We start from the raw sequence: 20,979 nt of genomic DNA, 5'->3' as shown, positions 1-20,979 counted from the left end.
TTTCCTATGCTTTCCGTTCTTTCGATCAAAATTTTATGGACAGGCCGCCATAGAAATACGTCGGCTCCACGTATACGACTTCGTCCTTCTCCTCTCTTTTGTCGAAGATATTATTGACCCCGGCAAACACCTCCATGTACTGAGAAATTTCTTTGGATAGGAAGCAGTGAAAAAGGCTATAGCCACCTTCTGTTCCCTCTGCATAGTAGCGTTCGCCGATGTAATCCATTCGGACATTAGCCCGAAGTCCAAATTCAGGATATCGATAACCCAATTGCAGATGTCCTTTATATTTCGGCTCCCCTTCCAAATCCTTATCAGTGTCTTCGTTTTCTGTATCCAGGTAGGCCATATTCCCTGAGAAAGAAAAGCCCAGAGGAAGGTTTAAGCCGCATTCCAGCTCCACGCCTTGCGTAGTAGCCTCAGAAACGTTTTCGTATCTGTAATAGTCTTTCTTATTTTTGCCTTTGCCTGTTGATTTATACCAGACAGGTTCGATCAAATCCTCTATCTCATTTCTAAAGGCGGTAATCCTACCCCATGACTTTTTATATTCTCCTTCGATGGCGACTTCATAGCTCTCTGATGTCTCTGCATCTAAATCCGGATTAGATTCATAAACCTTCTTTCCTCTCTGTCTCATGGAAGTAACATAAAGTTCGGAGAGACCGGGGGCGCGAAAACCGGTCCCATAAGACGCTTTGAATCTAAGATTTTGAAGGATTTTGTATATTAACGAACAACGGGGGGTCCATTCCGATCCAAATTCGGAATGTTCATCAAATCTGACGCCCAGAACCAGATATAAGGGGTCAAAAATCTGATATTCATCCTGCAGATAGATACTAAAATTATCTATATCCTCACTACCTGTGTCAATATCTATTTCCTCCTTTCTAAATTCCGAACCCGCGGTGAATATATGTTTCTCAAAAAGAACGCCCGTGAAACGACCTTCTACCTGATCCAGCTTACGTTCTGCATCTTCCTCGGGAGTGGTTTCCGCAAAGGGTGAGAACTTTACATCATCTTCATGTCCGGAGTGATAGGCCCTGAGCTCAAAATTAAAAAGGGGATTCGGCCTGGCATTGTATTGCAAGAAATAGCTTTGTCTCGTGTCCTCGGCTATTCTTTCCCTGTCAAGACCTTCATAAAATCTAAGCCCTTCTCTATCCAGTTCACTATATTCAAATCCTGCAAGGAGTTTCTGATGCTCAGTCAGTTCGAAAGATAAACGTCCGTTTATCGAACCAAGATCTTCGTCATCTCCATCGTCAGGGATTATGCCATCTCTATCCCATTCATTTTTATCCAGGTAACTTCCGGCAAAGAGGAATCCAAAACGTCCTAATGTATCCCCAAGATAACCCCTGACAATCGGTTCCTCACCTTCTCCATAGGTATCCATACCATATTGAAAAGTAGCCCCCATTGCGAACTCTTTTGGCGGTTTTTTAGTAATGATATTTACAACACCCCCTATCGCATCGCTTCCGTAAAGCGCGGAGGTCGGGCCTCTGACCACTTCGATACGCTCGATCATATCAATGGGAATCTGTTTTAGATCAACAGAATCCTTGTAACCTAAAGAAAATCTTCTTCCATCAATCAATACCAGAGCACGTTTGTTTCCCGTGCCACGTATACTGAGTCCCTTTACTCTTCCGCTCTCATCTGAAACAATAAGTCCGGTGGCTATCTCCAATGTCTCGGCTATAGTCTGGGCGTTTATGTCCTTTATCTCCTGAGAGGTAATTACCTCAATGGAGCCGGGGGCTTTCTCAATCTCCTTTTCTGTCATTGTGGCCGTAACCACGATTTTCCCAAGCTCTTTTACCTCCTGCGCCTGTGCAAAAAAGCTAAATGGAAGAATGAAAGTTAATATACATAATACGAGTTTAAATTGTTTCATTTCTCTTTTCTCCTGAATTGACAATGACCCCCGGCCTTGATAAAAAAAACCGAGGGGCGGCCCCGTGAGGAGATTTCTCTGCAAACGGAGCCTCCTTCCGTGGGAAAAGCGGTTTTACTCTTTGCCGGATGCGCGGCCTTTGCCTTTTACACAAATGATATACACATGGCCTGTACCTAAAGCTAAGTATTGACAATGGAACATCACTATGTTAGTTAGCATCTAAATCTCTTATCCGGCGGCTGTTTCGCTGGAGAAATCAAAAAAAGATCTATAACATGCTGCGCACTATTGATACCTTAAGCATTTACAATCGCCTTAAATCTGCCGGACTCCCGGAGGCATGCGCAAAGGAGATTGCCGAGGTCTTCCGGGAGACCATCGAAGAAAATCTGGCTACTACAACTGACCTGAAAACCACCGAAAGCAATCTTACGAAATATATTGAATCGGTACGTGCCGAACTCAAAAAAGATATTGAGTTGCTAAGGGCCGAGCTAAGAAAAGAGATTGCTGAATCTAAGGCAAGCATCATTCGTTGGGTAGCGGGAATGCTCATTGCTCAGGCCGCCTTGATCGCCACTCTGGTAAAATTGCTCTGATCAGAGCGCGGCCGTGGCTTCGAGCAGCCGGCCGGCCTGCCGCCGGTATTCCTTGAACTCGCAGGCCTTGCGCAGGGCCGCGACGGCGATTTGCTTCTTCTGCAGTTGCAGGGCGCAGTGCCCCAGCATCAGGTGCGCCCGACCGTCCTCGGGTGCGAGACGGGCGCTACGGGAAAAAGCATCCAGGGCCTTTTCCCAGTCACCCCGATCGTAATAGGTCCGGCCCAGGGCCAACCAGATCCGGGGGCAGGAGAGCGGCTCCGGTCCGGCGAGCATCGTTTCGCGGGCCTCGTCCGGACGGTGGGCGGCCAGCCAGGCCGCCGCCAGCTTCTTGCGCAGCTTGGGGCAGTCCTGCATCGCCAGGGCGCTGCGATAATATTGGGCTGCCTTGAGGGGAATGTGGATGGCGCTGTACAGGTCACCCATCAGGATCGCATCCTCACGACCGAGCGCGGGGACCAGCAATGCGTAGACTTCAAAAGCGCTCACGGCCTTACGGTACTCCTGTCGCCGCGCGTGAAGCTGAGCCAACAGCTTCCACCAGCGTGGCTGGTTTTCTTCCTTCGCCAGCAGACTGCGTACGGCCTCGACGGCCTTGTCGTCGCGGCCGAGGTCCAGGCTGACCTTCAGCAGCGCCTCGATCCATTGCTTCTCGGGCCGCCCCGCATCCCCCGAAACCAGGTATTCCAGATGCGCCAGGGCCTTCTGGTTCTCGCCGGCCAGCATCCAGGCCACGGCGGCATGGTAGTGGAGCTTCGGGTCTTTCGTCTCACTGGTCTGCCAAGCCTTGAAGAAATATTCTCCGGCCCGGGGGTATTGCTTGAGGTCGAAACAGGTCTTGCCGAGGTTTTGCCAGACGGGTCCGAATCCCGGATTCAACTCGGCGCAGGCGCGGTACCGCTCCAGCGCCGCCTGGTTCTTGCCCTGGTACGAAAGAACATTTCCCAGAGTGAAGGCCACCAGGTAGTGCGGGGCGTCCGGATGCGAACGCTCGTAGGCCAACAGCTTCTTTTCGGCCTCGGCGTACTTCCCGGCCGTCATGTCCTGCTGGGCTTCGTAGACCACCCTCTGCACCGCCTGCGGCAGGTCGCCGCCCTGGTCGGCGGCCAGCGGCGATCCAGCGGCCCACACCATCATCGCCGCCACCAGGGCGCAAGGGCCGAACATTTTCCATCCGGCTTCAGCGGCGGCAAACGCGGTAGGGCGGTCTTTTTCTTGCGGCGATCTCGTTTTCATCACTCATCCTCGAACTTGAATTCGATCGTAGTGGCAACCCGGGTGCAAACCGGTTTGCCGTTGACTTTCCCGGGAGAAAATCTCCACTTGGCCAACGCGCTGCGCACGCTGTCGTCGAAGACGCCGGGCGGAACTGATTCCACGATTTCGAGCCCGCTCACCTGTCCGTCTTCCTTGACGAGAAACCGCACCCTGACCTTTCCGTCCAACTGCAGCCGCCGGGCGCGGTACGGATACAGCGGCTTTACCTGCGACACGGGCACCGGCACCTGATCCACTTCGCCCTGGTCCCAGATGGCCTTGGCCGCCGCCGATGCAAAAACGGTAGGGCCGACCGCCGCCGGCGGCGGCGCCACTGCCACCCCTCCGGCGAGGTTCGCATTGATTTCGAAGTTCAGCGAGGGAACCTCCAGGCTCATCCGCGATGTATCCGGCACCGGCCGGCGGATCGAAACGTCAGGTAAAGCAGCGGGAATCTCTTCCGGGGCCTTCGGCGCTTCCTTTTGCTCCGGCGGCGGTTCCTCCGGTCCGGCAGGCGCTGGCTTCGTATGCCGGATCTGCACCAGATGCACCGGCATGACCACCTCCAGATCCGGTTTGACGCACTTCTGCCTCACGGGCCAAGGAAGCATTGCCAGCAAAAAGGCATTGACCAGCAGCGCGCCCGACACGGCGATCCAGGCTCTGCGGAAAGTCCTCGCGTCCATTTATCCCTCGGCATCGGAGCACGAAGCGGCGATGCTCACGTTACGGGCTCCGGCCAGCCGGCATTGATCCATCACTCGGATCACCATGTCCGTGATGCTCTGCTTGTCGGCGACGATGACCACGGCACCCTCGGGATTTTCCGCCAGACACCGTTCGATATGGGCACGGACGCTCCGCACATCGACCTCCTTTGAATCGAGAAAGACCCTGCCCTCGGCGGAGATTCCCACCAGGATGTTGCCCGCCTCCTTCAGGGTCGCCGTCGACGCCCGGGGCCGCTCCACGTCGATGCCGGTCTCCTTGACAAAGCTCGTGGTGACCAGAAAGAAAATCAGCAGCAGAAACACGAGGTCGATGAGCGGCGCCATGTTGATCTCGGCGGTTTTTTGGCTCCCCCGGATGGATTGGCGAACGTTGATCATAGATGCCTCTTGAGCACGGCGACCGTTTCGTCGAGCCGGCCTTCCAGCCGGCCGGCGCGCCGCATGAGATAGGTGCTCATGAAGAGCCCCGGAATGGCGGCCGTCAGACCGCTTTGGGTGGTGATCAGGGCTTCGGAAATGCCTCCGGCCATGGCTTTCGGGTTGCCGGTGCCGAACAGGGCGATCACGTCGAAGGTGGTGATCATGCCGGTTACCGTCCCCAAAAGTCCGAAGAGGGGCGCCACGGCGGCCAGGGTGGCGATGAGCGCCAGGGCCCTGCGGATCGACGGCCTGGCCCGCATGGCGCAGCGGTCAAGGATCTTCTTGTCAAGGTCCCGGTCTCCGGTGCGCTCCGCAAGAAAGGCTGTCACCACACCGGCCCTGAGCCCGGTGGCGCCGGCCGGCGCCGCTTTTGCCGCAAGCATCCCCACGGCCTGCCGCAGCGGGATATCATCCCGGCCCAGTTGGCGGTAGTAAAGGACCCGGTCGATGATGAGCACCCACATGCACACGGAGGAAATCACCAGCGGGAACATGACGATCCCGCCCGGTTGAAGGTACGCGTAGACTTGGGCCACAAAGTCCATCGGCATCCTCGAGCAAAGCGGTACGCCTAATTGGGAACGCCGCAGGAAACAGCCCGGCGCTCCGCCACAACCGTTTGCCGGTAGATGATGTTCGTCAGCGCCACGGCCTTTTCCTCCATGTCGCCCACCACATGCTCGACGCGCCGGCTCAGGAAGGTGTGGGTGAGCATGATGGGAATGGCCACGGAAAGGCCCAGCATCGTCGTTACCAGGGCCTCGGAGATGCCGCCGGACAACATGCGCGGGTCCCCCGTGCCGTACAGCGTAATGACGTGAAACGTGGTGATCATGCCGGTCACCGTGCCCAACAGCCCCAGCAACGGAGCGATGGCGCCCATCATGTTGAGCATGGGCAGAAACCGTTCCAGCCGGGGGAGTTCCTTCAGGATCGCCTCCTGAAGAATGCTCTCCAGCGTTTCGCGATCTTCTCCCCGGGCGCACAGCCCCGCCTCCAGGACGTCGTAAACCGGCCGCCCTTTTTTCTGTTTGACGACGGCGTCGCACTCCTCCCAACGGCCCTGCATCGCCAGGTCGTTGACCCGGCCCATCACCCCGTCGGTGTTGTCATGGACCCCCTTGAGGAAAAACACCCGCTCCACCGCGATGAGAATCGCAAAGACGCCGATGGCCAGAATGGGCCAGACCAGCAGGCCGCCGCTGCGGATCTGGTCCATGAGGGTGTTGGTATGGGTGATCTGCTTCAGCGCGGCGCCGTCCGAAATATCGAGGGTGACCTCATCCGTATCCCCCTGCATATAGGCCTTGAGATTGCGGCCGATCGACCATGGCGGGAGCGACGAAAGCGCGAAAAACCGGTGGTTTTCTTCCGAATAGTTCAGAAAGCCCACCTCCGCATCAGCCCTGTAGGCCGCCGTGAACTTACCGATGGTCAAGATATCGCCCTGCGTTTCGTTGCCGTTGCGACCGATGAAACTTCCCTTGCGCAGCGCCACCTCGCCGGAAAAGGCCATTTCCTCGAAGAGCAGATCGCTCATGATTTTCGCATCGTCGAGACCCGGGAAATGGTCCTTGTCCAGCATCGACTTCAAAGCGTCGAGGCGTTGCGGTGCCAGAGCGGTCAGCAGCGACTGGGCCAGGGTGGTTTCCAGGTCGCGGGCCACCACCCGCATGGAGCCGGTCAGTTCCCGCAGGGCCGATTCATCTTCCGACTGCCGCTCGGAAAACGCCGCCCGCTCCCGGGCCAGGGCCTCGATGCGGGCGTTGCCGGCGTCGATGTCCGCCTTGAGCGCGGCGACCTGGCCCTCCAGAAGCGCGACTTCCCGCTCGAGGAGCCGGCGGTCCTCGGTGATGCGTTTCTGGCTCTCGCGGGCTTCCGCCAGGGCGGCCTCGTAGCGCGCCTTGGCCTTTTGCAAGGCGGCGCGCATGTCCTCAGCCGCAACCGGTCCGGTGCAAAGCCACAGGCCCACCAGCGCCAGCGTTCCCGCTACAGCGTAACGCCGGACGCTTGATGCCTTGCATCCCCTGGCGCGTTTCGTCGCCCCACCGTTTTGTCCGTTCATTGGACGACAATCCTCCCCAGCGGCAGCCGGACCAGATCCGTGGTGCGCTCCCGGCGTGCGATCTGCATCGCTTTCTCGATTTCGCGATGGTATCGGGAATCCAGCGGTTCATATTCTCCCGTGGCCGGATCGAAATGGCCCGCCCGGCTTCCGTCCGGGGTGCGCCAGAAGACGGCGATCCGCCCCAGCCTCAGGATATCCACCATCAGCGGCTTGCCGTCGATGACCACACGGTCCTGAACCACCTCGGCGCTGCGGCCGTAATCGGCCTCGATCTGCAGCGCCTCCATGACCCGGCGGTACTTTTCCGCGACGCCGGAATCCGGCCGCATGAGGCATTCCTTCACGGATGCGATGCGCTGCGATCTTTCCGCCGGCAGAAAGGGCAGGTCTTTCCGGATGAATTCCTCCAGGCGCGCCACGACGGATTCGAGATAACCCTGCAGCTCGTGTTCGATCCATCGCGCGCCTTCGGCTTTTCGCCGGCCCTCGAGCAACGCCTTTTCTTCGAAGGCAAGGCGCTGTTCCAGCCCTTCGCGGGTGCGCTCGAGGCGCTTCTTTTCGGCTTGCAGGGATTGAAACCGGGCCAGCAGGTCGGCCCTCTGTCCGGCCCAGGCGTCTTCCTGCTGCTGCGCTTTTTGCATGACATCAATGGTTTGCTCGACGGTCTGCCGGACCCGGTCCCCGGTTTCGGCGGCCCCGACCGGCCGCGGAACCAACAGCAGACCGAACAGAAGGCCGACGGAGCAAACCCTCTTGACTTGGATGCGGCGGAGCGTCATCGTTCCTCCGTCATTTGGCGGGTTCAAACGGCGCCAGGGCCAGCGCCCAGCGGGTCAACACCTCGGGGTAGGCCAACGGATCGGTTCCGGCGTAGAATGGCAGTGGATAAACGGCGAACTGCCTGGCCGCCGGCACCGTGGCCAAGTCCGGACGATGGGCCAGCGTTTCGGCCATGGCCCGGAAAACAGGCAGCGGGTCCCCGGTCACGGCGATGGCGTCCGGACGGGCTTCCAGCACCTTTTCCAGACTGCGCAAGGCGATGTGCCCCTTTTCGATTTTCACGTCTGGGCCCGTGATATCGGCGGCCACGTTGACCGCCCTGAGCGGCTTGAGCAGAAAATCGTCCGAATAACCGCCGGCCGCCTCAAGGCGTAGAAAGGACTTGCCCGTGGCCTCCTGGAAGGTCCCCGCAACCACCGCCAGGCGCAGGCCGGCCGGAACCCGGGCCATGAAATTCCGGGCGCGCCGCATGCCCTTCTCGTAGGTCTGGACCAGCCGCTCGCCTTCTTCGGCGCGATCGAGGGCCGCCGCGATCCGCCGCACCGCCGGCTCCGGTCCGCCGGCAAAATCGATGAATACCGGTTGAAAACCGGCTTCCTTGAGCAGCTTCAGCGGTTTTTCATAGGACAGGTCAGGCCGGTACTTGCAGTCGGGCGGAGTGATGAGGAGTTTTTCGGGCGCCAGTTCGACGATCCGCTTCAGGGCCATCTCCTGCCGCGGACCGCAGAAGGCATTGGGACAGCCGAGAGTTTCGGAGGCGGCGGCCAGCACGTCGCCGTTTTCCATCAGCGAGCGGCGCCCCACCCAGGCCAGCGGCGCCACGCCCAGCCGGTAGCAGACGGCGGCGATTGGATCGCCGATCACCACCAGCGACGACCGTTCCAAGGCCGGCGCGGCGCACCCGGCCATGGCCGAATGGGTTGACAGCGCGACGAGCGCTGCGACCAACCCGCACAGGGCCGCCGAGCGCGACAGGGATTTTCGGTACGACTGAGGATGTCTTTTTACGTGCATGAAAACAGCCCTTTCCTGCTTACGCCTCCGAGAGGTATCGTTTTTGGCCTTGTCCACAACGTTGTTCCTTTTGTGGGCCGGAACATGGCGTGGCGGGAATCGCCGCGCGCTTCCACCAGCATCAGGAAGGAAAAAGTATCGAACTATATTAGAGTTGTCTAACCCGAGAAGCCATAAAATTATCCCGCAAAGCCAATTTGTCCCGATCATTCCCTCGCGGCCGAATGCGAAATTATTTTTTCTGAAAAGCTATAGAATTCAGCTGGATGCCGGTCGGGTTTCATTGAGTCGCTTTCCGCTGAAGGTTTCGACAGCCTTAACCGCGAGGGGAACACCCCGTAGCACTCGGCGAAAGTTCGGGAAAAATGGCTCAGACTGCTGTAACCCACCTCCAGGGCGACTTCGGTGACGTTCATGCCGCTGGTCGTCAGCAGGGTGTAAGCCTTATGCATGCGCAAGCGGCGCAGATAGGCGTAAGGCGTTATACCGTAGACTTGCGGGAAGAGAAGTTTGAGTTTGGAGACACTCATACCGGCCTGGGCGGCGAGCGCCTTGAGCGACGGGGGACGATCGAGGTTGCGCTCCAAGGTGGCGCACACTCCGGCCAGCGCGTGCCGGTCGGAATCGCGGACGCCGGAGGCGACTGTCAGATCGGGGCTGCCGGCAAACCGCCAGACCAATTCCAACAAGCCAATCATCGCCTGCAGACTCGGGCCGCAGCCGCCCTCGATGAAAGCAACGGCCCGCGCCAATGCCGCGACCGTCTCGGCGTTGAGATATTTCATCACGCGCAGGGGCCGGTTTGCTTCGACGGCGCGCTTCAACCGCCTTTCCAAATCGGTGTCGCCCAGCCACTCAAGCAAGGGCCGCGCTGAAAAATGAATTGACAGCATCCGAGCACATTGGGAAGTATCATCCTGCGGCGCATGTGGTCGGGGATGGTAGAACAAAACAGCTTGATCCGGAGTGATTCGGTATCCTGTCGGACTGTCATCGTCGCTTGGACAAAGCAGGAGGCATCCCTGGATGCAAAAGACCATGCGACAAGTCCCGGCGGGATAGCCGGCGTCGTTATCGGATCGCCTGCTTTCGGTTTTTCTGAAGACACGCAGGGCCACTCCGCCGCCCGGCCAGTTCCAGACCGTTTTCTTTTCGATGTTCTCTTTCATCCCGCGTTGCATGGGAATCTGCTCCAACGCAAGGCTCCTTTCCGCTCCGATCGTTGTTGAAAACACAAAAAAGGCGAAACCCGTTTTCTCAGAGAATCGGATTTCGCCTTCACTTTTTCCACCACCCCCAAGGGCGTGGAAACCGTAAGACGATCGTGCCGCGCCTGCTCTCAGTCTGTTTCGATCAATACCGCCGTCAGGTTTTTGCGTAACATTTCGAGTTGCTTGGATTTGAAGGCCCGGCGGGTGGATTCCAGCACCTCGATGGCCTCCTGGATCGCTTCCCTGAGTCGCTTTTCCCGTGAACGCAGGGGACAGTCGGCCGCCAGCGCCGATAATCCGCCGGATCGCGGGCAGTTCCGCAGTGCCAGAGCCACCAGATTCTGTTGCAGCTCGATTTCCCGTTGCTGGCGGGCAACACTGTCGGCGATGGCCGCCAGGACTTCAGCGCGCTCGTTGCGGCGGGTCTTGTCCCCCTCGACGGTAGCGGGTTGAATCATGTCGGACAGGTTATCTGTGTACTGTCGGCAATCAGTCGGCATATTTAGACTCCCAAATAAGTCAGTAAAGCGTAACATAAGTATAAGAAAGCCGTCCGCCGGGTTTTCGGGCTGCAAAGGAATAAATCGACACGTAACCCTGAGGCGGGAGAAGATGCCGGCGGACGACATTTCCTCAGGGATGCTCTCCGTACCCGGTCACGATTGAATGTCGTTGACGTCTTTCGGATCTTCCCGGTTTATACGCTGTTTCAACTGAGCGGAGAAAACGGCGGACCGCTCGGGACAGTCCTCGGGCGGAGATCCCCGGCGGCGATACTCCTCGAAACGCTCGAGCCAGTTGGCCCCGGCACGGGGGCAGTCGCACACGAAGTGCATGAAGTCGGTCAGCCTTTCCAACGTGTCGGTACTCAGGCTGTGCTCCATGCGGCAGGCTTCTTCGTCCGCGGTGGCCGGGTCGACCTTGAGGATTCCGGTGAGGAAGTTGGCGAGCAGCCCGTGACGGCGGCGCATTTCCTTGCCCACCCGCCGGCCCGCGGCGGTGAGGTCGACGTATTCATACTTGCGGTACTGGACCAGTCCCCGATCATGCAGCGTCTTAAGCATACTGGTCACGGTGGGCATCTTGACCCCCATGCGGCGGGCGATGTCCTTGACTCTCACCACCTTCTGCGCTTGGTCCAGGTCGAAAATCGCCTCCAGGTAGTCTTCCATCACGGAAGTCAGCGGTCCGGGGGAACGTCCACCGCCGGATTTGGATGGATCCATGATCGTCTCCTTAATTTGATGGGCTTACTTTTGATACATTTTTCTAATCCGGTTGGCGGGTGAGGTCAAGACGCCATGTGTCGTGACAACGACAAAGGTCATTTCACTGGCGTTTCCTTCCTTGCCGACGTATCGAATGGAAGCCGTGCTGCGGCATCCGCCCGCCGCTGATACCGTATTGCCCAGCGGCGCTTAAGAGCCGGTGGCCTTCCGCCTTGGCTCTGGCGGCCGGGATGGCGTCAAAATAGATTCGGCCGCCGTGAATCAGTTTACCCTTGAGCAAGTTGCCGAACAAGGCGGCGCCGAACGGCTTCACCCGGCGAATGCGATGCGTGTCAACGGTGATCCGGCGGATATCGGCGCTCGCCCGGGTTAGGGCATGAATCAGCTGCCAGGCGGAATCGCCGTCAAAGTCGCCTGTCAGAAAGATGAAAAGCGCGTCTCCACGATGTTCGGTCGCCAGTTTGAAGGTTGTGCTCATGGAGGGGCTCCTCTTGCGGTGGTCAATTGGCAGTGTCTTGACGACCAGGCGGCAGCGTAGCGTCGTCCGGAGAGGCCGAGCCGTGCAAGGCGGCGGCAATGGCGCTCAGGCTGGCCGATGGAAGCAGCTGCAACGGTTTTTTGAGCCGCTTGCAGACGCCCTTGACCCGCTTGCAGGCGTTGTGACTGTTGCAGTTGACCGGACAGATCACCAGATCGCTGCGGGCGATGCGCGCCTGGAGATTGTCGGTACTCTGGCGCAGGTATCCGTCGTGGTAATCCAACTCCCCGCCGGCGGCTGCCACCAAGTCTCGATAAAGATGCTGCAATTTGGTCATGCCGCCCACGATCAGGATCCGCCGAGGGCATACCGGGGCGGGCGTCTCCTGCGGTAGTTCGTCCCGTCGGCAACGCTGACGGCGCGCCAGGAGGGTGGCGAGTTGGGTCATGAGATCCCGTACATCTTCGGCCAATTGGGCGTTTTGGGACCGAAGCTCGAAGTATTTAATTTCCAGGTGTTGCTTTTCACGCTCCAGGCGGTGTACTTCCGCCTGGAGCTGGCTGGTGCCGTTGGCGGGGACGGGGATCGGCGGCGGCGCATGACCCGCCCGAGCCGTTTCCGGAATGGGTGGGCGGATGTTCCGCGGCGTCATCGGGTGCCGCTGCCGATGCTTTTTCCGCTCTTGCTCCTTCTCGCGAAAGCGCCGTAAGGCACGGGCGAGGTGAATATTGGTCTGCCGCTGTTGTTCAACCTCTCGGCGCGCCGCCAGCAGTTCGCCGGTCGTCTGATGGCCGGCCATGTGAATGCATCCATAGATTTTTCGGCGCGTCTCTTCGCTCAAGTCCTGACGGGCGGCGGCCACGTAGAAGAGACCGAGCCACTGAGAGCCCCGCCACTCGCGCCGCCAACGCTCGAGGAATTCATCGCAAGGCAGGGACGCGGTCTCGGCGATCGTGCGTTGAAACTTGCGTTGCAGGAATCGATCGATCCGCCGGGAGATTTTGTTTTCATCGCCGACAGCCGTCATCAAGGCCTGATGCAAGTCGTAGGCATCCATGCGACGGGTCTTTTGGGGGCGCTTAAAGATTCGGCGCTGCTCGCCGATGCTCAAGCCCACCCCTAGCATCGGGCATTGCCAGTTAGGCGGCCATAGCCAAATCGGTGCCAGCACCGGCTTCTCGGGAGCTGGCATCAGCGGAAGACTCGTTCCCGGAGGCCACCATCCACGGACGGCATCGGAATCCGCACGGCAGGTATCCATTGTTGAAAATCCTTTCTTCTCCGGAAGATGAAAAGTTTCGCCGAGACCGCTGAGATCGACAACGGCGGCGGATCTGCTGTACCTTAGACAGGTAGATAGGTCTAACTTACTTAGGAGTCAAGAACTTTCTCGGGCTTGAAAATGATGAAAGGCTTGTAGGGAATCGGCGTGAACTCGGCCAGGCCGATGACCAGCACATCCAGAGAAATGGGAAAGCAGCAGGGTTCGCAGAAGGTCAGAATGAACAGGGCGTATATGGTGTGAGTAGGGGGGTCGGCCCGGAGTCGCATCCAATCGTACAGGCGCCGGAGCATGCCAGATGACCTTCCAGCCCTGCCCTCCCACCAGCTTGAACATCCCACGGATTTTGCCGCAAACCTGCCAGGCCGTCATCCGGAGCGATTCCTGCCCGGTTCCGCCCATTTTCCGGTTTCTCCAGGAAAAGGGGAACATCTCCGAAGAAGAAATGTTTCACGTCTTCAACTGCGGCATCGGATACGTCCTGGTGGCCAAGGAAGAGCACTCGGAGGAAGTGGCGGGAAGGCTCACCGGCATGGGTTATCCGTCTTACGCGACTGGAGAAATCGTCGCCAGGCAACCGGGGGCCCCACAGATCCGGATGGCCTGATCGGACTCACCGACGTGTGCCCGGACCGGTCGTGTCCCGCCGCGCCCTGATCCTGACGCTCACGGGGCCGACCGCCGCTTATTACTGCTCCTCGGAGACGATGTAGCGGATGGTAACTGTGTCGCTGGTGCCCGGTGCGAGCTTCAGGGACGAAGGTGAAAGGATGATCCCGGCGCTCAGGGTGCCGGAGCGAGACAGGTTGTCCAGTCGGACGGGGGCCGTATAAAGGGTGTGAATGTTTTCGAGCAGCGTCTTTCCGCCCATGACTTCCACCTTTTCGGGTTCGACAGCCATTTCGGAGAGGATCAATCCTTCCGGAAGCCGCCCCGTCCAATCCACCTGAACGGGGACCACCTTCGATGCGGGCGTGTCCAATACTACTTCAACGGTGGCGGGATTGACGGAGTGGAGGAAGACCCCCGGCGGCAGAATGATGTTCTCCTGGGTGATCGGGAACACGTTCCGCCCTTCTTCCGCCTTGGCTAGGCTGACCCTCACGGCCACCTGTTCGGGTTTGAGCGACTTGAGCAGAGCACTTGATCCATGTAGTTGTAGGTGGACTTCCGTGACCGACGTCTCAAGGATCTGGTACTGAAACGGACGATTCACGTATTCGATGGGCACGCTCAGTGCGATCAGAGTGTCGCGGCTCCTGGTGAATCCGAACCAGATGCCCGTCATGACGATGAACGAAAGCAGCGCGGCCACAACGAGTCGGGTTCGTTCTCTGCGCTGTTTGTCTCCTCCATCGTCTTTGGAAATATTCAGGTGTTCCTGTAGAAGATGGGCGAGATCTTCCGGTTGCAGTACGGGTTTGATCCAATTGTCCTTGGCCACCGTCACACGTCCCCGTTCTTCGGAAACGGCGATGACCAGCGCGTCGGTCCGTTCGGCCAGGCCGCCGGCCGCACGATGCCGGGTCCCGTAAAAGGTGGGAAGGTCCTGGCGCTGGGAAAGCGGCAGGAGAACACCCACTTCAACCACCCGGTTTCCCTGGATGACAATGGCTCCGTCGTGGACCGGATTATTGGGCCAGAAAATGCTCATGAGCATTTCGGGAGAAACCGTGCCGTTCCAGGGGATGCCCCCGTGGACCAGTTCCCGCAGGTCTTCTTTTCCCGGAATGACGATGAGTGCCCCGATGCGCTTCTTGCCCATTTGAAAAACCGTGTCGACTATGGTTTCAATGGGCGTGGGTGTTTCGCGCAGCGGCGAACCCCAGAAGAAGGCTTTGAAATTACGGGCCTGGAGCACCGAACGGATTTCATTTCGGAAAACCACGATAATGATGATGGCGGCTGCGGCTGTGATGGCCTGGAGTGCCCAGCTGGTCAGGATGAGTCCCAGGGATGCGGCCATTTCCTGGACGAGCCACACCGATGCGATGCCCGCCAGGATCCGGAAGGCGTTGGTGTTCCGAAACAGGACGTACAGGCGGAAAAGTACGTAGCTGTTGAATGTGATATCGACCAGGTCCTGCCAGCGGATGCTTCCGATGAAGGCCCAAAACTGAGACATTGCATCTCAATCCGTTATGCTGAAACGTACGGTGCCCAACAGGTTGTTGCGTTCATCCGAAATTTCCACGCGCCAGGGTCCCTTGTCGGTTTCCCGGAGCCGAATCAGGCTGTAGGTAGCCCACCGCGAAGGATTCACTTTGAGGCGGATCTGAGGACAGCTCGATAGAATCTGGAAATCGGTGACAGCTTCCGGCAGAGGTTCTGCCCCAGGATGAGGCAGAGCCTCAAGACTCATTTTTTACTTTTTACGCTTACTGTTGGGTGATTGCCTTGATAACCATGTCACGGGTGTATTCCACTACTACTTGATCGCCCACACTAAAGTCCTTAAGGTCTACACCCAAACCAGCGGTTAACGTCAGTTCCATGCCGGCTGCATCTCTTATTCGCACCCGGCCGGTATCAGGACTTATGTCGCTGATTATCCCTGTCACCTTTGTCATTTCGGCCCCTTGAGACTCCTGGGGCTGTCCTTCCGCTGGACCAGGGGGAATTCTGGGGGGTATCGTCTCCTCCACTTCCGGTGCTATCTTTTCTGACTGTGAGTGCGGAGAGCCCTCCTCCTGTGTTTCGCAGCCAAGAAAACCACCTGCAAAACCAAGACACATCATCACCGCAATAAACATGCACGTAAGCTTTTTCATCCCTTATTACCTCCATTCTTTCTGGTATTCATTAAGCAATCCTATCACCCCAGAACAAGAGAAGGGCTTTCCCAAGAAATCCGCATGGTATTTCATTTTCTCCTCTTCAAGGAGGGCTCGATACCGGTTCAGGTCAGCGCTCATATAGATCGTTCTTACCCTGGGATGATGTGCCCGGATCTCCTTTACCATTTCGAGGCCGTTTTTCACCGGCATTTCGATATCGGTAATGAGGATATGCGGTTTGAACTGGAGGAAGGCGGCATAGCCATGCTCGCCATTCACGGCCGTCTTCACACGATAGATTCTTTCTGTCTCTAACATTTCCTTCAGGAGACCGGTTAAGGTTTCATTATCATCAACGATTAATATCCTGGTCATGCCGGATCCTTGCTTCCCCCCTTTTTATCTGAGATCCCCGCTTCTCCCGACAATACGTTTTATCTCCTGAATGCAGGGAAAGACGCTGTACTCTGCAGGGTGACGGCCTATCCTTCACCCTGCAGAGTTTAAAACGGGGCGGACTTAGGCTGGAATGCCTACTCCTCTTCTTTGGTTAGTCTGCCTTCCTTCATCACAACCCTGTCGCCCACTTTGAGATTTTCCAAGGCTTCCGTATCCTCAACATGCACCGTTAACTCTTCACCACTGTCGCTTAGAACAGTTATCACGGTCCCTTCTATTTTGGTAATTTTACCTCTTGCCTCTTGTGCCGATTGTTCCTCTTGGTCCAACGTTGCCAGAACGGTTACACCATCGGCACCGATGCCATCGACCTCTTGCGCCGAAACGGTCACGCCCGCAAAGCCAAGAGGAAGTACCGAGATCATGAATACAGCCATCCACTTTCTGACAGTCATAGCATTCATAACATTTCTCTCCTTTTTCTTCGTTCATGGCGTCATGTTTCCCTGTGGCAACCAGATATTAACGTTGTTCCCCTTTTCCCCGCGCAGCCGCCTTGCAGGTCCGACCGGGGGGGGTACCCTACCGCCTTGCTCACCTCCCTTCTCTTGAATTGACGTTTTACCCCGTATGCCGGTCGGTTCGATGGGAAAACGTCTTCACCATGGCAAAGGCAAAGGGCGTGCCACGAGGCAGTAGTTAAGATAACTTATTGATATTTAAATGGAAGGCAATCTGAGGGAACAAAGGGGCAAGCAAGGGGTGAATGGTTTTCCCTTCAGTGTAAAGCAGGACGAAACACGGCCGCGAGGCTAATAGGCTGAGATCACATAGTATTTTATGTGAAGGGAATTACCCGCACCTTACGGTGGCTTCTTGAAGGCTGATGGGTTTAGGTCGTGCTTTTTCAGGAGGTCATAGAAATCGGCCCGGTGTTTCCCGGCCAGCTTCGCCGCCTTGCTCACATTGCCGCCTGTAAGTGACAGGATGTTTGAAAGATAGTTCCTCTCAAAACGATTCTTGGCCTCTTTCAACGGTCCGGGGCTCTCTTCTTCTAAGACTCTCGTCTGGAGAATCAGATCCTCACCGACGACATCTTGGGCAGCCATGGCCACGGCATATTCAATGGTATTCTCCAATTCCCGCACATTTCCGGGCCAGGTATAAGACAGGAGTTTCTGGAGGGCTGGCGCAGAAAATCCTTTGACCCTCTTTCCCATTTTCTTGTTAAATTTATTGAGAAAATGATCCACCAAAAGAGGAATGTCCTCCTTTCGTTCCCGCAGTGGGGGCAGGTGGATAGGAATGACATAGATGCGATAGAAGAGATCCTCGCGAAACCTGCCGTTTGCCACCTCATCATGCAGATTCTTATTGGTGGCCGTTAACAGCCGAATATCCACCGCCATCGGTTTTTCACTCCCCAGGGGATATAATTGTTTTTCCTGAAGCACCCGGAGAAGTTTTACCTGCATGGATTCCGTCATCTCGGAAACCTCATCCAGGAAGAGCGATCCTCCATGAGCCTGAACAAAAAAGCCTCTTTTGTTCCGGATCGCTCCGGTGAAGGCGCCCTTTTCGTAGCCAAACAGCTCGCCTTCATATAATCCTTCCGGGATGGCGGCGCAGTTTACCGCCACAAACGGCTTATCTTTTCTGGAACTTAACAGATGCAGTGATTTTGCTATGAGCTCTTTGCCTGTGCCACTCTCCCCATAGATACAGACATTGGAATCGGTCTCCGCCGCTCTTGCGACCTGTTCCATAACATCCTGCATCTTTCTGCTTTTACCGATAATGTTTTCGAAGCCATATCTTTCCCCGACCAAAGCCTTAAGTCTTCTGACTTCCCTTGAAAGGCTGCTCTTCTCAAGCCCGTTTTTTATGTGAAGCAGCAGTTCCCGACGGTTGATGGGCTTGGTGATATAAGTATATGCTCCGCGCCTCATTGCCTCTACCGCTGTATCGATTGTTCCGTAAGCGGTTAGGATGATAACCGGCATTTCCGGAGCTACATGATGCATCTTTTCCATTAGATCAATGCCATCTTCTTTTCCAGACAACTTGAGATCCACAAGGGCCAGGTCAAACAACTCATCTTCAGCCATTTTCAGGGCATCTTCCGCTCCGGCTGTGGCAGTGACCGTATACCCTTCCGCCTCCAGTCTGAGCCTTAGAACCTCAAGCATATTTTTGTCATCATCCACTATCAGGATATGCTCTGCGGCCATTTCACTCACCTGCCCGGTTCCCGGGTACATCTTTGCGTTTTTTCTCTTCAACTTTGATATCGATCTCCTTTAGTGCTTCCAGCCTTTTTGTTAACACGCCTACCGTCTTTTCAAGGTGTTCGATCCTCCCCCCACACCGAATATATGCATCTCGTAAGGCACCTATTTCCTCTTCCAGCGATTTGATCCTGTCCCTGCACCAGATATATTCATTCATAACACTCAGCCACACGCTGGCTTCCTGGTTTAGGTCGCTCTGGGGAAAACTATGTGCAAGCCGCTGAAAATGTTCAAGGGCCTTTTCATAGTCTCTGCGCGGATTATCGGGATGAGCCCAGATAATCCCCATGCGATACAGGGCCCTATCTCCCGGCGAATCACTGGGGAAACATCTCAGTACCTGGTCGTATTCTTTCAAGGCCCCCTCATAGTCTCCTTTCTTCAGTGACTCCTCAGCCAGATCAAGGTGTTTGTGTCCCTGCCACTTCTTTTGAAAAGTCGGAGTCGTGACGCACCCGGCAGATAATAGCAGGACTACTAAAACACAGGTACCGTGAAAAAAAAGGTGGTTCCGGCTTTTTCCCCGCTTTTCACCCATATATCGCCTCCATGGGCTCTGACAATTTGGCGCGCTATGTAGAGACCCAACCCTGTGCCTTTGGCATGCAACTTCTTGAATTTATCGAAGATCTCTTGAATGTTTTCCGCCGGAATCCCGCACCCGGTATCGGATACGGAAACCTCAATGAACCCCTTTTCTTGGTCGCCTGAAGGCTTTCGGTCTCTCATCGCCGCCCGAATCAACACCTTGCCACCTTCCGGCGTGAATTTCAGAGCATTGTCCAACAGGTTGTCAAGTACCTGACTGATCTTTTCCGTGTCTATGGCCGCATACGGCAGGCTTTGGGCAACATCCATGTTTAGAGCGATTCGCTTCCTTTCGGCAATCGGTCTTATCTTTGAAGCGCTCATCTCTATGATCTGGGAAAGACTGCCTCCCTCTATGTGATAGTCCATCATCCCGGCGTCCATCCGAGAGAGGCTCAGCACCTTATTCACCGAGTTTATCAGTCTCTCGCATTCCTCCTCGATGATGCCGACAAGACGGAGCTGCTTTTCCATGGCACCGGTGGAAATACAATCACGATGCAGGCTTACCGCCTCCCGGATTACCGCCAAAGGGGTTCGAAATTCATGGGATATATGGGAAATAAGATCGGCCTTCATCTCATCGAGCTCTTTGAGTCGGTCACACATATGATTGAATGCCTCTGCCAGCTCATTTATCTCTGGAGGAGAAGCTATCGTTACGTGTTTTTCAAACGTTCCTCCGGCAATCTGTTTTGTTCCCCTTATCAATTCAACAATCGGGCTGTTAATGGTTCGGGCAGTGAAGAAAGCAATCATAAGCGCCATGATAACAGCCGCTATGGTTAAAATTGCTGTGACTCTCGATGCCTGGTAACCGATCTTTCCTGACATCTTTATCTTGCTATCCATATCCGCTTCTGCTATTTTTGTAACCTCTTCCAGTTTGCGGATAATCTGATCAGCAAGATCCTCTTTTTTCCTATTATATATTTCTTGAGAGTATGTTTTGTTGCTATTTATCAGACGAACTTCCTCTTGCGCTATAGAGAGGTATTGGCTGTGAAACGCTTTTACGTCAGCAATTAATCTCCTTTCTTCAGCAGTATCCATGAGGACGCTTATCCGCTCCAGATGCTTTTCGATATACTTCTCAGTCTCCAGAAACTGGCGGTGGAAGTCTCCATCTTTAGACACGACATACTTTTTTTCAAACCCCCTCTGGGTAAGGACGAAATCCCTTAAACGGTTTGCCATCCGTATGGTTTCACTATCAATAGAACTGATGGATCGGATTATCTGGTTCAACTGACCGAGACTCAAGATAGAATAAACTCCAATCGCGATAACAACCAACAGGATTGCAAGGTAACCCAAGATAAGCCTTTTAAAAATGGTAAGCTCTCTCATCGTTCTTTGCTCTTTCCCCTCGTTCGCAAGTCCTGGCTTGGGAACGGCCTGCCCGGGAAGCGCCGGCTTCCCTTCTCTCACTCCTGAAACGTGGTCTCCTTCTTGAGCCCGGCCTTATGATCGGCCGGTTCACGCAGCAGCCAGTCCATTTTCTTCTCCATCATGCTTTCGATCAGTCGCCTCGCTGTAAAGGATTTGAACGATTCCATGGTCTTCGATAGATCTAGGCTACTCGCGATGCGGTGCATGTGGTTCTCCATGATCACATGGGCATACAGCCGCATGCCCTTCCCCCCTCCCCTTAATCCCCTCCCCTTGTGGGAGGGGATTAAGGGGAGGGGACCGAAGCGAGCCGGCCAGGATCTCGAAGTGGTCTTTGTGAGTGAAGACCGGGATCCACGCTAGAATAAGAGATGTGACGAAGTCGGGGTGTTCGGGTCCTTTGTTATGGATTTTGTAGCGGGTTCGCATGGGTCACGGCCTCATGGGAATCGAAGCTGGAGCTTCGGCACCGTTGTGTTCCCAAGCTGGAGCTTGGGAACAAGGTGGAAAAACCCTGGCTCAAAACGTCTTGCTTAATAAAGCGATGT

At 56.1% G+C, this 20,979-nt stretch carries 26 protein-coding genes; 3 read left to right on the top strand and 23 right to left on the bottom strand.

The genetic code is table 11. The features are described 5' to 3' along the window. Window positions 1-25 precede the first annotated feature (25 nt). Window positions 26-1,996, bottom strand: coding sequence for a TonB-dependent receptor plug domain-containing protein (locus FDQ92_RS10640; protein ID WP_137424866.1), 1,971 nt, complete (start codon window positions 1,994-1,996; stop codon window positions 26-28). 194 nt (window positions 1,997-2,190) lie between these two features. Between FDQ92_RS10640 and FDQ92_RS10635 the strand changes: the two genes are divergently transcribed. After that, complete coding sequence (locus tag FDQ92_RS10635) at window positions 2,191-2,514, top strand: hypothetical protein (RefSeq protein ID WP_137424865.1); 324 nt, start codon at window positions 2,191-2,193, stop codon at window positions 2,512-2,514. Here FDQ92_RS10635 and FDQ92_RS10630 read toward each other — a convergent pair whose 3' ends face one another. From FDQ92_RS10630 to FDQ92_RS15280, 12 genes are all read right to left on the bottom strand, one after another. Beyond that, a complete protein-coding gene (locus tag FDQ92_RS10630; RefSeq protein ID WP_137424864.1) occupies window positions 2,515-3,750 on the bottom strand; it encodes a tetratricopeptide repeat protein in 1,236 nt (411 codons plus the stop codon). Further along, window positions 3,750-4,457: an energy transducer TonB gene (locus FDQ92_RS10625; protein ID WP_137424863.1), complete on the bottom strand. Its 708-nt coding sequence runs from the start codon at window positions 4,455-4,457 to the stop codon at window positions 3,750-3,752. Before FDQ92_RS10625 ends, FDQ92_RS10630 begins: the two co-directional genes overlap by 1 nt. Further along, complete coding sequence (locus FDQ92_RS10620; RefSeq protein WP_137424862.1) at window positions 4,458-4,880, bottom strand: ExbD/TolR family protein; 423 nt, start codon at window positions 4,878-4,880, stop codon at window positions 4,458-4,460. It lies immediately after the preceding gene. Continuing rightward, the gene (locus FDQ92_RS10615) at window positions 4,877-5,467 is read right to left on the bottom strand and encodes a MotA/TolQ/ExbB proton channel family protein (RefSeq protein ID WP_211341245.1); all 591 of its coding nucleotides are present in this window, start codon (window positions 5,465-5,467) and stop codon (window positions 4,877-4,879) included. The genes FDQ92_RS10620 and FDQ92_RS10615 overlap by 4 nt, the downstream gene beginning before the upstream one ends. Window positions 5,468-5,493: 26 nt before the next feature. Continuing rightward, complete coding sequence (locus tag FDQ92_RS10610) at window positions 5,494-6,987, bottom strand: DUF3450 family protein (protein WP_137424860.1); 1,494 nt, start codon at window positions 6,985-6,987, stop codon at window positions 5,494-5,496. Continuing rightward, window positions 6,984-7,769, bottom strand: a complete 786-nt coding sequence (locus FDQ92_RS10605) for a DUF3450 domain-containing protein (protein ID WP_137424859.1) — start codon at window positions 7,767-7,769, stop codon at window positions 6,984-6,986. Before FDQ92_RS10605 ends, FDQ92_RS10610 begins: the two co-directional genes overlap by 4 nt. Window positions 7,770-7,779: 10 nt before the next feature. Then, window positions 7,780-8,784 (bottom strand): ABC transporter substrate-binding protein, encoded by a 1,005-nt coding sequence (locus FDQ92_RS10600; protein WP_170180302.1) that lies wholly within the window; start codon window positions 8,782-8,784, stop codon window positions 7,780-7,782. 206 nt (window positions 8,785-8,990) lie between these two features. Then, window positions 8,991-9,980, bottom strand: a complete 990-nt coding sequence (locus FDQ92_RS10595; protein WP_137424857.1) for a helix-turn-helix transcriptional regulator — start codon at window positions 9,978-9,980, stop codon at window positions 8,991-8,993. 143 nt (window positions 9,981-10,123) lie between these two features. Beyond that, window positions 10,124-10,495: a hypothetical protein gene (locus FDQ92_RS10590; protein WP_137424856.1), complete on the bottom strand. Its 372-nt coding sequence runs from the start codon at window positions 10,493-10,495 to the stop codon at window positions 10,124-10,126. Window positions 10,496-10,651: 156 nt separating this feature from the next. Continuing rightward, window positions 10,652-11,221: a metal-dependent transcriptional regulator gene (locus FDQ92_RS10585; RefSeq protein ID WP_137424855.1), complete on the bottom strand. Its 570-nt coding sequence runs from the start codon at window positions 11,219-11,221 to the stop codon at window positions 10,652-10,654. A gap of 103 nt (window positions 11,222-11,324) precedes the next feature. After that, window positions 11,325-11,702 (bottom strand): STAS domain-containing protein, encoded by a 378-nt coding sequence (locus tag FDQ92_RS10580; RefSeq protein ID WP_137424854.1) that lies wholly within the window; start codon window positions 11,700-11,702, stop codon window positions 11,325-11,327. 22 nt (window positions 11,703-11,724) lie between these two features. Beyond that, window positions 11,725-12,354 (bottom strand): DUF2325 domain-containing protein, encoded by a 630-nt coding sequence (locus FDQ92_RS15280; protein WP_170180301.1) that lies wholly within the window; start codon window positions 12,352-12,354, stop codon window positions 11,725-11,727. Window positions 12,355-12,423: 69 nt separating this feature from the next. Between FDQ92_RS15280 and FDQ92_RS15275 the strand changes: the two genes are divergently transcribed. Then, window positions 12,424-12,825: a hypothetical protein gene (locus tag FDQ92_RS15275; protein ID WP_170180300.1), complete on the top strand. Its 402-nt coding sequence runs from the start codon at window positions 12,424-12,426 to the stop codon at window positions 12,823-12,825. Between the two features lie 248 nt (window positions 12,826-13,073). Here the strand turns inward: FDQ92_RS15275 and FDQ92_RS10570 are convergent, their stop codons facing one another. Then, window positions 13,074-13,277 carry a hypothetical protein gene (locus FDQ92_RS10570; RefSeq protein ID WP_137424852.1) on the bottom strand — a complete coding sequence of 68 codons (204 nt, stop codon included), beginning with the start codon at window positions 13,275-13,277 and terminating at the stop codon, window positions 13,074-13,076. A gap of 5 nt (window positions 13,278-13,282) precedes the next feature. Here FDQ92_RS10570 and FDQ92_RS10565 point away from each other — a divergent pair, with 5 nt between their 5' ends. Further along, complete coding sequence (locus tag FDQ92_RS10565; RefSeq protein ID WP_137424851.1) at window positions 13,283-13,591, top strand: AIR synthase-related protein; 309 nt, start codon at window positions 13,283-13,285, stop codon at window positions 13,589-13,591. Between the two features lie 81 nt (window positions 13,592-13,672). Here the strand turns inward: FDQ92_RS10565 and FDQ92_RS10560 are convergent, their stop codons facing one another. The 9 genes from FDQ92_RS10560 to FDQ92_RS10520 form a co-directional block, all read right to left on the bottom strand. After that, a complete protein-coding gene (locus FDQ92_RS10560) occupies window positions 13,673-15,109 on the bottom strand; it encodes a diadenylate cyclase (RefSeq protein ID WP_137424850.1) in 1,437 nt (478 codons plus the stop codon). Window positions 15,110-15,115: 6 nt separating this feature from the next. Further along, window positions 15,116-15,346: a DUF2914 domain-containing protein gene (locus tag FDQ92_RS10555; protein WP_137424849.1), complete on the bottom strand. Its 231-nt coding sequence runs from the start codon at window positions 15,344-15,346 to the stop codon at window positions 15,116-15,118. 16 nt (window positions 15,347-15,362) lie between these two features. Continuing rightward, window positions 15,363-15,755: a hypothetical protein gene (locus FDQ92_RS10550; protein WP_137424848.1), complete on the bottom strand. Its 393-nt coding sequence runs from the start codon at window positions 15,753-15,755 to the stop codon at window positions 15,363-15,365. A gap of 6 nt (window positions 15,756-15,761) precedes the next feature. Next, window positions 15,762-16,136, bottom strand: a complete 375-nt coding sequence (locus tag FDQ92_RS10545) for a response regulator transcription factor (protein WP_137424844.1) — start codon at window positions 16,134-16,136, stop codon at window positions 15,762-15,764. A 158-nt stretch (window positions 16,137-16,294) separates the two neighbouring features. Continuing rightward, the gene (locus FDQ92_RS10540) at window positions 16,295-16,624 is read right to left on the bottom strand and encodes a hypothetical protein (RefSeq protein WP_137424842.1); all 330 of its coding nucleotides are present in this window, start codon (window positions 16,622-16,624) and stop codon (window positions 16,295-16,297) included. Between the two features lie 399 nt (window positions 16,625-17,023). Then, window positions 17,024-18,442 carry a sigma-54-dependent transcriptional regulator gene (locus FDQ92_RS10535; protein WP_246041670.1) on the bottom strand — a complete coding sequence of 473 codons (1,419 nt, stop codon included), beginning with the start codon at window positions 18,440-18,442 and terminating at the stop codon, window positions 17,024-17,026. After that, entirely contained in the window at window positions 18,393-18,989 is a 597-nt protein-coding gene (locus FDQ92_RS10530; RefSeq protein WP_137424840.1) for a tetratricopeptide repeat protein, read from the bottom strand. The genes FDQ92_RS10535 and FDQ92_RS10530 overlap by 50 nt, the downstream gene beginning before the upstream one ends. Beyond that, the gene (locus tag FDQ92_RS10525; RefSeq protein WP_137424838.1) at window positions 18,929-20,470 is read right to left on the bottom strand and encodes a sensor histidine kinase; all 1,542 of its coding nucleotides are present in this window, start codon (window positions 20,468-20,470) and stop codon (window positions 18,929-18,931) included. The genes FDQ92_RS10530 and FDQ92_RS10525 overlap by 61 nt, the downstream gene beginning before the upstream one ends. Continuing rightward, window positions 20,467-20,673, bottom strand: coding sequence for a hypothetical protein (locus FDQ92_RS10520; RefSeq protein WP_137424836.1), 207 nt, complete (start codon window positions 20,671-20,673; stop codon window positions 20,467-20,469). Before FDQ92_RS10520 ends, FDQ92_RS10525 begins: the two co-directional genes overlap by 4 nt. Window positions 20,674-20,979 lie beyond the last annotated feature (306 nt).

The organism is Desulfoglaeba alkanexedens ALDC (genome assembly GCF_005377625.1).
GTDB lineage: Bacteria > Desulfobacterota > Syntrophobacteria > Syntrophobacterales > DSM-9756 > Desulfoglaeba > Desulfoglaeba alkanexedens.
Note: the sequence above shows the minus strand (reverse complement) of the source record. Positions and strands in the feature narration are given on the sequence as shown.

Bases quoted from the DNA above. Each gene is read 5' to 3' on its own strand.
- FDQ92_RS10550 (WP_137424848.1), bottom strand. From the start codon at position 15,755: ATGAAAAAGCTTACGTGCATGTTTATTGCGGTGATGATGTGTCTTGGT.
- FDQ92_RS10600 (WP_170180302.1), bottom strand. From the start codon at position 8,784: ATGCACGTAAAAAGACATCCTCAGTCGTACCGAAAATCCCTGTCGCGC.
- FDQ92_RS10540 (WP_137424842.1), bottom strand. From the start codon at position 16,624: ATGAATGCTATGACTGTCAGAAAGTGGATGGCTGTATTCATGATCTCG.
- FDQ92_RS10560 (WP_137424850.1), bottom strand. From the start codon at position 15,109: ATGTCTCAGTTTTGGGCCTTCATCGGAAGCATCCGCTGGCAGGACCTG.
- FDQ92_RS10630 (WP_137424864.1), bottom strand. From the start codon at position 3,750: ATGAAAACGAGATCGCCGCAAGAAAAAGACCGCCCTACCGCGTTTGCC.
- FDQ92_RS10570 (WP_137424852.1), bottom strand. From the start codon at position 13,277: ATGCTCCGGCGCCTGTACGATTGGATGCGACTCCGGGCCGACCCCCCT.
- FDQ92_RS10610 (WP_137424860.1), bottom strand. From the start codon at position 6,987: ATGAACGGACAAAACGGTGGGGCGACGAAACGCGCCAGGGGATGCAAG.
- FDQ92_RS10605 (WP_137424859.1), bottom strand. From the start codon at position 7,769: ATGACGCTCCGCCGCATCCAAGTCAAGAGGGTTTGCTCCGTCGGCCTT.
- FDQ92_RS10580 (WP_137424854.1), bottom strand. From the start codon at position 11,702: ATGAGCACAACCTTCAAACTGGCGACCGAACATCGTGGAGACGCGCTT.
- FDQ92_RS10520 (WP_137424836.1), bottom strand. From the start codon at position 20,673: ATGCGGCTGTATGCCCATGTGATCATGGAGAACCACATGCACCGCATC.
- FDQ92_RS10625 (WP_137424863.1), bottom strand. From the start codon at position 4,457: ATGGACGCGAGGACTTTCCGCAGAGCCTGGATCGCCGTGTCGGGCGCG.
- FDQ92_RS15280 (WP_170180301.1), bottom strand. From the start codon at position 12,354: ATGACGCCGCGGAACATCCGCCCACCCATTCCGGAAACGGCTCGGGCG.
- FDQ92_RS10635 (WP_137424865.1), top strand. From the start codon at position 2,191: ATGCTGCGCACTATTGATACCTTAAGCATTTACAATCGCCTTAAATCT.
- FDQ92_RS10530 (WP_137424840.1), bottom strand. From the start codon at position 18,989: ATGGGTGAAAAGCGGGGAAAAAGCCGGAACCACCTTTTTTTTCACGGT.
- FDQ92_RS10615 (WP_211341245.1), bottom strand. From the start codon at position 5,467: ATGGACTTTGTGGCCCAAGTCTACGCGTACCTTCAACCGGGCGGGATC.
- FDQ92_RS10590 (WP_137424856.1), bottom strand. From the start codon at position 10,495: ATGCCGACTGATTGCCGACAGTACACAGATAACCTGTCCGACATGATT.
- FDQ92_RS10555 (WP_137424849.1), bottom strand. From the start codon at position 15,346: ATGAGTCTTGAGGCTCTGCCTCATCCTGGGGCAGAACCTCTGCCGGAA.
- FDQ92_RS10620 (WP_137424862.1), bottom strand. From the start codon at position 4,880: ATGATCAACGTTCGCCAATCCATCCGGGGGAGCCAAAAAACCGCCGAG.
- FDQ92_RS10565 (WP_137424851.1), top strand. From the start codon at position 13,283: ATGACCTTCCAGCCCTGCCCTCCCACCAGCTTGAACATCCCACGGATT.
- FDQ92_RS10585 (WP_137424855.1), bottom strand. From the start codon at position 11,221: ATGGATCCATCCAAATCCGGCGGTGGACGTTCCCCCGGACCGCTGACT.
- FDQ92_RS10545 (WP_137424844.1), bottom strand. From the start codon at position 16,136: ATGACCAGGATATTAATCGTTGATGATAATGAAACCTTAACCGGTCTC.